General features: G+C 60.0%; 11 protein-coding genes. 9 read left to right on the forward strand and 2 right to left on the reverse strand.

The window, feature by feature from the left end:
* On the forward strand, positions 1 to 550 hold a 550-nt coding region (locus tag DMO26_RS34040), incomplete at its 5' end, for a hypothetical protein (protein WP_205421304.1).
* A complete protein-coding gene (locus DMO26_RS32905) occupies positions 528 to 1,259 on the forward strand; it encodes a hypothetical protein (protein WP_117196479.1) in 732 nt (243 codons plus the stop codon). The genes DMO26_RS34040 and DMO26_RS32905, both read left to right, overlap by 23 nt.
* A gap of 19 nt (positions 1,260 to 1,278) precedes the next feature.
* On the opposite strand, the gene DMO26_RS34045 is transcribed toward DMO26_RS32905, so the two are convergent.
* The gene (locus DMO26_RS34045) at positions 1,279 to 1,572 is read right to left on the reverse strand and encodes a hypothetical protein (protein ID WP_162895188.1); all 294 of its coding nucleotides are present in this window, start codon (positions 1,570 to 1,572) and stop codon (positions 1,279 to 1,281) included.
* Between the two features lie 109 nt (positions 1,573 to 1,681).
* Positions 1,682 to 2,617, reverse strand: a complete 936-nt coding sequence (locus DMO26_RS32910) for a LysR substrate-binding domain-containing protein (protein ID WP_117196480.1) — start codon at positions 2,615 to 2,617, stop codon at positions 1,682 to 1,684.
* A gap of 91 nt (positions 2,618 to 2,708) precedes the next feature.
* Between DMO26_RS32910 and DMO26_RS32915 the strand changes: the two genes are divergently transcribed.
* The 7 genes from DMO26_RS32915 to DMO26_RS34050 form a co-directional block, all read left to right on the forward strand.
* On the forward strand, positions 2,709 to 3,818 hold the full coding sequence (locus tag DMO26_RS32915; RefSeq protein WP_117196481.1) for an NAD(P)/FAD-dependent oxidoreductase: 1,110 nt from the start codon (positions 2,709 to 2,711) through the stop codon (positions 3,816 to 3,818).
* Positions 3,799 to 4,098 (forward strand): (2Fe-2S)-binding protein, encoded by a 300-nt coding sequence (locus DMO26_RS32920; protein ID WP_117196482.1) that lies wholly within the window; start codon positions 3,799 to 3,801, stop codon positions 4,096 to 4,098. Before DMO26_RS32915 ends, DMO26_RS32920 begins: the two co-directional genes overlap by 20 nt.
* A complete protein-coding gene (locus tag DMO26_RS32925) occupies positions 4,095 to 5,474 on the forward strand; it encodes an NAD(P)/FAD-dependent oxidoreductase (protein WP_117196483.1) in 1,380 nt (459 codons plus the stop codon). The genes DMO26_RS32920 and DMO26_RS32925 overlap by 4 nt, the downstream gene beginning before the upstream one ends.
* Positions 5,471 to 6,592 carry an NAD(P)/FAD-dependent oxidoreductase gene (locus DMO26_RS32930; protein WP_117196484.1) on the forward strand — a complete coding sequence of 374 codons (1,122 nt, stop codon included), beginning with the start codon at positions 5,471 to 5,473 and terminating at the stop codon, positions 6,590 to 6,592. Before DMO26_RS32925 ends, DMO26_RS32930 begins: the two co-directional genes overlap by 4 nt.
* Positions 6,589 to 7,530, forward strand: a complete 942-nt coding sequence (locus DMO26_RS32935; protein WP_117196485.1) for an ABC transporter permease — start codon at positions 6,589 to 6,591, stop codon at positions 7,528 to 7,530. Before DMO26_RS32930 ends, DMO26_RS32935 begins: the two co-directional genes overlap by 4 nt.
* The gene (locus DMO26_RS32940) at positions 7,527 to 8,405 is read left to right on the forward strand and encodes an ABC transporter permease (RefSeq protein ID WP_117196486.1); all 879 of its coding nucleotides are present in this window, start codon (positions 7,527 to 7,529) and stop codon (positions 8,403 to 8,405) included. Before DMO26_RS32935 ends, DMO26_RS32940 begins: the two co-directional genes overlap by 4 nt.
* On the forward strand, positions 8,402 to 8,595 hold a 194-nt coding region (locus DMO26_RS34050), incomplete at its 3' end, for a hypothetical protein (protein WP_162895186.1). The genes DMO26_RS32940 and DMO26_RS34050, both read left to right, overlap by 4 nt.

An 8,595-nucleotide genomic window follows, 5' to 3' on the forward strand; every position in this document is an offset into this window, starting at 1 on the left:
CATCAAACAGACCCAGGATCAGTCCGAGAAATGGCCGCCTTCAAATCGGAACGCCGGCCGGAATGAAATCGGAATGACTGGCCGGCTTCAAATCGGAATCGATGGCCGGCTTCATCGGAATACGCATTCAGACCTGACGCAGTGCGATTTTTCGCTGCTGGAGACAGAACTTGGCAAAAAATCCTTTATGCTGGCATCTCTTCACTACAAGATCCTTCTTAAATCGATGCAGCGCGGCTTTTCTGTTCTCGATATGCTGCCCGAGCACCGGGTTGATGTCCTGGGCAATACCAGCGGAGAATCGCCGCCCCCCAAGCTTCCGTGGGAAGCCTTCGTTCGCCTGCGCGATACAGTCACCCGCCATTCCGGTCCACAAGCCGCTCATTTTGTCGATGACTTGATTGCCTTTGAATACGACGAACTGGACCCGTCTTCTGTAGAAGCCATCCAGCTATTGTGCCGATTGAGCCGCATGGATCCGGTCGCAGCAGATTTCGCTATTGTAGCGCGCGCTAAGGTCAAAGAAAATGCAGTTGAATGTAACAAGTAAGGACCTCACTTTAACTGCGCTGTTCACCGCCACGGTACTGCTCGTTGCGGAAATCGAAAAGGTTCTGGCCTTTATATCCTCGAGCCTGGCGAACTCTCCTTACGTGGCAATATTTGAGGAATTGAAGCCGGAAGTCTGCATTCTGGCCGGCGTCATTTTGTTTTCGCGAAGCGAATTTTTAGCGAAGTTCGTTGCTGACTACCCCAAACTTCGTGGTAGCTGGAAAGGGCCGATCATCCGCCTGCCTTGGGTCACGTGGAGGCTTTACCTCGAAGAACTCGTGTTTATTGCGCTTGCAGTGATTGTCTTTGTCTCATCCACATTCTACGTCGCTGACAGCGTACGAAGGTCATACTCAAGGTATGGGCTGATCTATATTGCCCGCGCAAACTGCCTGGGCGATTTCAAATCCGCGCTCGAACGTACGGAGGCTATCAGGGACAATCCTCTTTGGAGCCGTTACCAGGCCGAACTTATTCGCAGCGTACCGAGGCTGCGATATTTGGTAACTCAAAGGCCGGTCGCGGTGGCAAGTCTATTCAGAGCAACAAACACCCTCGGTTCTACCGAAAAACTTTCCGTCCTGGCTGGTGGAAAAGCTGTGTTTGGAACAATTGCGGTGGAGCGTTACCTAGATCGGCTTGAAGACGGCACCAGTGAGGTAGCTCAACGGTGGCGGCGCTACCTATCTGAAGAAACCTGTCAGTAGCCACCCCGCCTTCGAGAACTTACTGTTGTGTAACGCCCACAACAGCGATGGTAGCCGTGCCGCTGCTGCTTCTAGAGCCGATCGGCCTCAGATCGACAGGGGTATAACATACGTTCACGACTTCGGTTCGAGGTGCGTATGGAGGTCGATAATCAATCCGGAGCAAGCTGCATTCCCGTTCTGTCCTCACATAGGCGGTTCGAGGTGCAACCCGTTTTTCCCGATATCCTTCGATTAAATCGGCGGAATAGGACGGGGCGGCGCCAACCACTGCGGCAAAGACTGAAAAACAAAACGCCATGTTCTTGATCATTGTCCTCTCCATCTGTGATCACCAAAGCAACATTTAGAGCGCATTTTGGCATTCGTCGAGCCTGCTCAGCCTGTCTCCAACCGTCGTGAAAATATGGATTACGATTGAACTAATCCGAAGAGGAACGGTCGAACTCAACGCCCTCCGGCGACATCTTCGACTTTGATGCGGCAGCGTGAACCTCTTCGACAAAATCAGCGACAAGTTTGCTGTTTCGGGCCCGCACCGGCCGGATGATCTGGTTGTCGATGTTCAGGGTCGGGCGAAATGGCCGGACCGTAACGCGGCCCGCCGCAAACTCCATGGTCAATGGATCGGCGACCGTCACTCCAAGGCCTGCGGCGACAAATTCGGCAATGTTTGGAGCCGTGGACGCCTCGATGACGATTCTGGGCCGAAGCCCGTGAGCCTCGAAAACCGCATCGACCTTCCGACGTGTCAGACCCGAGGGAGCAAAGGCGATGAATGGTTCTTGGGCAAGATCCTTCGGGCCGAGTGTCTTCTTTTCGCAAAGAGGATGACCATGCGGCAGGACCGCTACCGCGGGCGGACTTTTTAGCGTTTCCACCTGGATAGAACTATGTTCAAGGCCGCTGATAACGAGAGCGGCGTCGAGACGGCGCAGCAAAACGGCTTCCGTCAGAAATTGGGAACTGCGCGCTTCGACAGAGACGAACACGTCGGGGTGTCGGGCGCGAAATCCCACCAGGACCCGGCTCATGAATGGTCCGGACAATGCAGGCAGCGTGCCCACCACCAACTGCCCGTGCTCTTCGCGACGGATGGCGTCGACCGCACGCGCCAACTGATGAACACCGCCGAAAATACGTTCCACTTCTTCGTAAAGGCGCATTCCGCGGCCGGTCGGAACGAGGCGACCGCTTTCTCGTTCGAAAAGCTGCAGATCCGTATCCGCTTCCAGATCCTGGATGAGCTTGCTCGCTGCCGGCTGAGAGATCCGCAGAATCTCCGCCGCCCGGCTGACCGTACCGGATTCGATCACCGCCATTAAAGCTTCGAGCTGCCTGAGGCTAGGGTTCCTCATGGTATAACCTGTTTGAATAGCATGGCAAAGTATTCGACTTTGACTTTCTACCGGCTCTTGCCGAACATGACAAGAACTGAGGGAGATCGAGTTGGACGCGGACATAATCATCATCGGTGCAGGAGTGGTCGGCGCGGCGCTTGCCTATGGCATTGCGAAAAAGGGGCACAAGGTCATCGTGCTTGATGGGAAGGATCGCGACCTGCGCGCCGCCCGCGCAAATTTCGGCCTAGTCTGGGTTCAGGGCAAGGGTTCCGATACGCCAGCATACACCGAACTTACGCTGCAAAGTTCCGACCTGTGGCCAACCTTCAGGCAGGAATTGGCCGAAGCGGCGGGATCGCGCGTCGATTATTCCCGCCGGGGAGGGCTGGCATTCTGTCTGAGCGAGGCCGACTACCAGGCTCGTGAGGCTCTCTTAGAGCGAACACACAACCGGCAGAGGCAAGCCTATACCGAAATGCTCGGACGGCACGCGCTCGAGCGAATGCTGCCGGCCGTCACATTGGGCAATGCGGTCGTGGGCGCCAGTTATTGCGAACTGGACGGCCATACAAACCCGCTGCAGCTTTACGCGGCCTTGCTCGCCGCTGTCTCGACACTTGGCAGTCAGGTCAGGTTCCGCACTCCCGTCACCGCCATCAAGCCCATGTCGGGCGGTTTTGAGGTCGATACCCTGCAAGGCGGCGTCCGGGCTCGGCGCGTCATCGTCGCGGCAGGACTGGCCACGCCCGGCCTCACCGATCCCCTGGGCCTCGTCGTGCCGCTTTATGCCGAACGCGGACAGATTCTCGTGACCGAGCGCCTGGCACCGATGCTACCGCTTCCGGCGAGCGGACTGCGCCAGACCTCGGAAGGCACCATGATGATCGGCGCGACGAACGAAAAGGCGTTTGATACGGGGGTGACGATCCAATCGGCCATCAAGCTTGCACACCGGGCGCAACGCATCATCCCGGCGCTCGGGTCTGTCCGGCTTGTGCGCCAGTGGAGCGGATTGCGGGTGCTTTCTCCCGACAAGGCGCCGATCTATGCCGAGTCGACACGCCATGCCGGTCTTTTTGCGGCCGTTTGCCATTCCGGCGTAACACTCGCGGCGGCGCATGCGGCGATCGTCGGGCCTGCCATGGCCGAGGGGCAGTTGCCGCAGAACCTTGCAGCCTTTTCCAATGGAAGATTCGATGTTCAAAAGTGTGCTTGAGGGGTCGGCAGCTGCGCCGGATATGATGGTTATGGTGAATGGCGTCGAAACACCCGCCTGGAATGGCGAAACAGTCGCCAGCATATTGCTGCGCGTTCCAAATGTCGGCCGGACATCGCCGGTGAGCGGCAAGCCCCGGCTGCCCTATTGCCAGATGGGTGTGTGCTTCGACTGTCTGGCCGTCGTCGACGGCATCGCCTCCACACAAGGCTGCCTGGTTGCGGTGAGGCCGGGAATGCGGATTGATATCCAGCGCGGCCCCAGGGAGATCGCTCGATGACCTATGATGTCCTGATCGTCGGCGCCGGGCCGGCCGGCATGTCCGCGGCAGTGCAGTTGAGCAGGCTCGGTCTAGCGGTTGTCGTTGTTGATGAACAGCCGGCGCCCGGCGGCCAGATCTGGCGAGGGGTTGAAAGAAATAAATCCGGTCCGCTCTCCCAAGCGCTCGGAGAGGATTACCGCAAAGGCCTTTCGCTGGTTGAGACGTTCCGGGCATCACCAGCCGAATACATGCCCGAGACCCAGGTCTGGCATATCGAGGAGGGGTGGAGCGTATTCCTGACGTCTGGTGGCCGCGCGCGCCGCGTTTGCGCAAGAGTTCTCCTCTTTGCCACGGGTGCCCAGGAGCGGCCCGTGCCTTTCCCGGGCTGGACGCTGCCCGGGGTGATGACGGTCGGCGCAGCCCAGATCCTCTTGAAGTCCGGCGGAATGCTGCCGCAAGGCCGCGTTTGGATTGCAGGGGCAGGACCCTTACCGCTGCTCTATGCGACGCAGGCGCTTGATCTGAGGGGGCAGCTTTCAGGTTATCTCGATACGTCCGGTCGACCGGGTCTGGCCGCGCTGCAAAAACTGCCTGGCGCTTGGCGCGACCTGGCGGGGCTTGCGAAAGGCGCTGGCTGGCTTCGCGCGCTTCGTCGCAAGATCGAATTTGTCCGAGACGTCAAGGATCTTCGTGCCGAAGGCGAGGGCCGCCTGCAACATATCGAGTGGAGCACGCAAGGCAGGCGCCGGCGGGTGGAAGCTGACGTGCTCCTTGTCCACCAGGGTGTCGTGCCGCGTATTCATGAGACGCTGGCACTCGGCTGTGCCCACGATTGGAGGGCCGATCAAGGGTATTTTGCGCCGAGGCTGGACCGCTGGGGGGAGACCAGCCGGCCGGGACTATTCGTTGCCGGCGATGCAGGCGGGATTGGCGGCTGGTCGGCCGCAATGGTGTCCGGTGAAATCGTCGCGCTCGCAATTGCGGCGCGTCTCGGCAAAGGCGGCGACGTCGAAGAGCTCCGTCGCCAGGCGCGGCTCGATGATCGACTTGCCAAGGCCCTTGCATTGCGGCCGCTTCTCGATGCCCTTTACCCTCCGCCTCGAGAAAGGCTTGCGGACGAGACCATCGTATGCCGCTGCGAGGACGTGACAGCGGGGACGATTCGGGCGGCCACGCGCACCAGCGTGCCCGACCCAAATGCGGTGAAGGCCGCGACGCGATGCGGGATGGGACCTTGCCAGGGCAGACAGTGCGGTTATACCGTTCAAGCGCTCCTGGCGGAGGTCCATGGCGTGCCGGCAGGTTCGGTGGCGTTTTTCAACATCCGCCCGCCGCTCAAGCCGATCACGCTTTCTGAGATCGCCTCCCTTGAGGATATGGAGACGGCCGGATGAATGCCGATGTCCTGGTGATCGGCGGCGGTTTGCACGGGCTTTCAGCCGCATTGCAGTCTGCAAGGCGAGGGGCGTCGGTGATCCTGGTCGAGCGGCATTTTCTCGGTCGGCACGCCTCGGGCGCCACGGCGGCCGGTGTGCGTACTCTCGGGCGCCATGCCGCCGAATTGCCACTGAGCCTCGAAGCAGCGGGAGATTGGCATAAGATGGGCGACCTGGTTGGCGACGATTGCGGCTTTGTCGCCTGCGGCCAATTGCAGGTCGCCGAAGACGAGGTGGCATTCTCGGCGGTGAAGGCGCGCGTCGAGCGGCTGCAGGCAAAAGGTCTCAGTCACGAGCGAATTGTTCGATCTGATGAATTGCGGACGTTGGTGCCGGACCTTGCCCCGCATTGTCTGGGCGGCTCCTGGGCAGTCGGAGATGGCTCGGCCGATCCACACCGGACGATCCGCGCTTTCCGCGATGCCGCCGTGGCCGCCGGGGTACATATCAAGGAGGAATGTAAGGTCACCGCCTTGACATGGCGCGCGCAGGTGTGGCGGGCGGAGACCTCTCAGGGCTCGATCGAGGCAAAAGTGATCGTCAATGCGGGTGGCGCATGGGCCGCGGAGGTCGCAGCACTGGCGGGCGACCCGCTTGATCACGCGATCCGCACTTCGATGATGGTCGTGACGGAGCGCACGGCGGCACGCATCGGGCCCGTCGTCAGTTCCTTCGGGCGGAAATTGTCCTTCAAGCAGACCGCGCAGGGAACGCTTCTGATCGGCGGCGGCTCGCAGGGCAGGCTCGCTGCAGATAGGCAGTCCGCGACGGTTGATGTCCTGGCGCTGGCAAGTTCGGTCAGGTCGGCAGTCCGGCTTTTCCCCAAGGTCGGGGGGATGCGCATCGTGCGAGCATGGGCCGGCATGGAGGCGATGACGGCGGACCATCTGCCCGTGATCGGCTTTTCACGCAGGGTCGAGGGGCTTGTCCACGCCTTCGGCTTTTCCGGTCATGGTTTCCAACTGGTGCCCTCAGTCGGCCGTGTCCTGGCCGATCTCGTCTGCGAGGGCCACACAAAGCATGATCTTGCTGCCTTCGACATAAACCGCGTCGCCGCAGAAAGGGCTGCCGCATGATGCATTATGCCATCCGAAGACTTCTTCTCGCAATCCCGACCTTGATTGCCATGCTGACCACGGTCTTCATCCTGGTCCGTCTGGTGCCGGGAGATGCGGCGGCCGCCATGCTTGGTGACCGGGCGAGCGACGAGGCCCTGCGGGCGTTGCGTGCCGAACTTGGTATCGATCAACCGATCGCCGTGCAATATCTGCGCTTTCTAGCCGATATGCTGAGCGGCAATTTCGGGCGCTCTTCCGTCAGCGGGCGAAATGTCCTGGAAGAGGTGGCGTTGGTTCTGCCCTATACACTCGAGCTGGCCTTTGCAGCTATTGTGATCGGCACGCTCTTCGGGATTCCGCTGGGCATCGTCGCCGCATGTCGCCGCAACCAATGGCCTGATTATATCAGCCGGCTTTTATCCCTGCTTGGGTTGTCGTTTCCCGGATTTGTTTCGGCAATCCTGATGCTCTTGGCGTTCGCGGTGTGGCTGCAATGGTTGCCGGTGATGAGCCGCGCCACGACCGATCCGATCGGTCACCTGCGCAATCTCGTCCTTCCCGCCCTCAATCTTGGATTGATCATGACCGCCTATATCGCGCGCGTCACGCGCTCCTCAATGCTGGACGTGATGGGCGAAGACTATATCCGCACCGCCCGCGCCAAAGGTGTACGCCCGTCGGCACTGATCCTGCGGCATGCGCTTGGCAACGCGCTGATCCCGATCGTGACCGTCGTCGGCCTCTATTTCGGCACCCTCATAGGCAACTCCGTTCTCACCGAGATCGTGTTCACGCGGCCCGGGCTTGGAAAACTTATCCTCGGCGCGCTGCAATCGCGCGACTACACAATGCTGCAGGGCCTTATGGTGGTGTTCGCGACCTTCGTGATCCTCGTCAACACGGTCACCGACCTCGTTTACGCCCTTGTCGATCCCAGAGTGAGTTACGCCAAATGACGGACGCGACCATTTCCCTGACCATCCCGGTACGGCAATCAAATCCCGTTCTCATGGCACTGCGGCGGAACCGGTTTTCCTGGATTGGCATCGGGCTGCTGGCTTTTATCTTGCTGGCCGCCGTGTTGGCGCCGGCCATCGCGCCCTACGATCCACTGAAGCAGAACATATTGCACAGGCTAAGCCCGCCTTCCGCCGAATTCTGGCTTGGTACGGACAGCTATGGCCGCGATGTGCTCTCTCGGCTTCTGCACGGGGCGCGAATATCGCTTTCGGTCGGCTTCCTCTCCGTCCTGGTCGCGATGGTCGTGGGATCGGCGCTGGGCATCATGGCGGGTTATATCGGCGGCATTTTCGATCAGCTGGTGATGGGTCTGGTCGACGTGATGCTGTCGTTTCCCACATTGCTGCTCGGCCTGATGGTCGCGGCAATGCTGGGCGCGAGTTTCGAAAATCTGATCATTGCGATCGCCATCACGGAGACGGCGCCCTTCGTGCGTGTTGCAAGGGCACCAACTATCGCTGTGAAGCGCCGGGAATTTATCGAGGCGGGCAAATCGATGGGTTTTTCGCCGCTACGAATTATGGGCGTCCATATCTTACCCAACATTGTGTCCGACATCGTGGTCGTCGCGTCGCTCTGGATGGCTTCGGCGATCCGTACCGAAGCCTCGCTTGCCTTCATCGGCCTCGGTGTGCCACCGCCGGCCGCGACTTGGGGCGGCATGATCCGCGAAGGTTTTGAGAATATCCTGAGCGCATGGTGGCTGGTTGTCTTTCCGTCGCTTGCCATTCTCCTCACCGTGCTCGCCTTGAACATTCTCGGCGATGCCTTGCGCGACGCGATCGATCCTAAGACGAGGAGCGGGCAATGACACTTCTTCAAGATAAAGGGCATCCGTCGTTAACTTCCCTGCGGACGGTTAAAGATAACCCGGTGCTTTCGGGCACTTCGATGGAAGAGGGCGGGGGGTCTGTGACCCCTGTGCTTTCGGTGCGCAATCTCTCGACGTCGTTTCGGGTGAACGACGAATGGCGCACGGTCGTGCGCAACATCTCGTTCGA

Source organism: Rhizobium terrae (genome assembly GCF_003425685.1).
GTDB lineage: Bacteria > Pseudomonadota > Alphaproteobacteria > Rhizobiales > Rhizobiaceae > Neorhizobium > Neorhizobium terrae.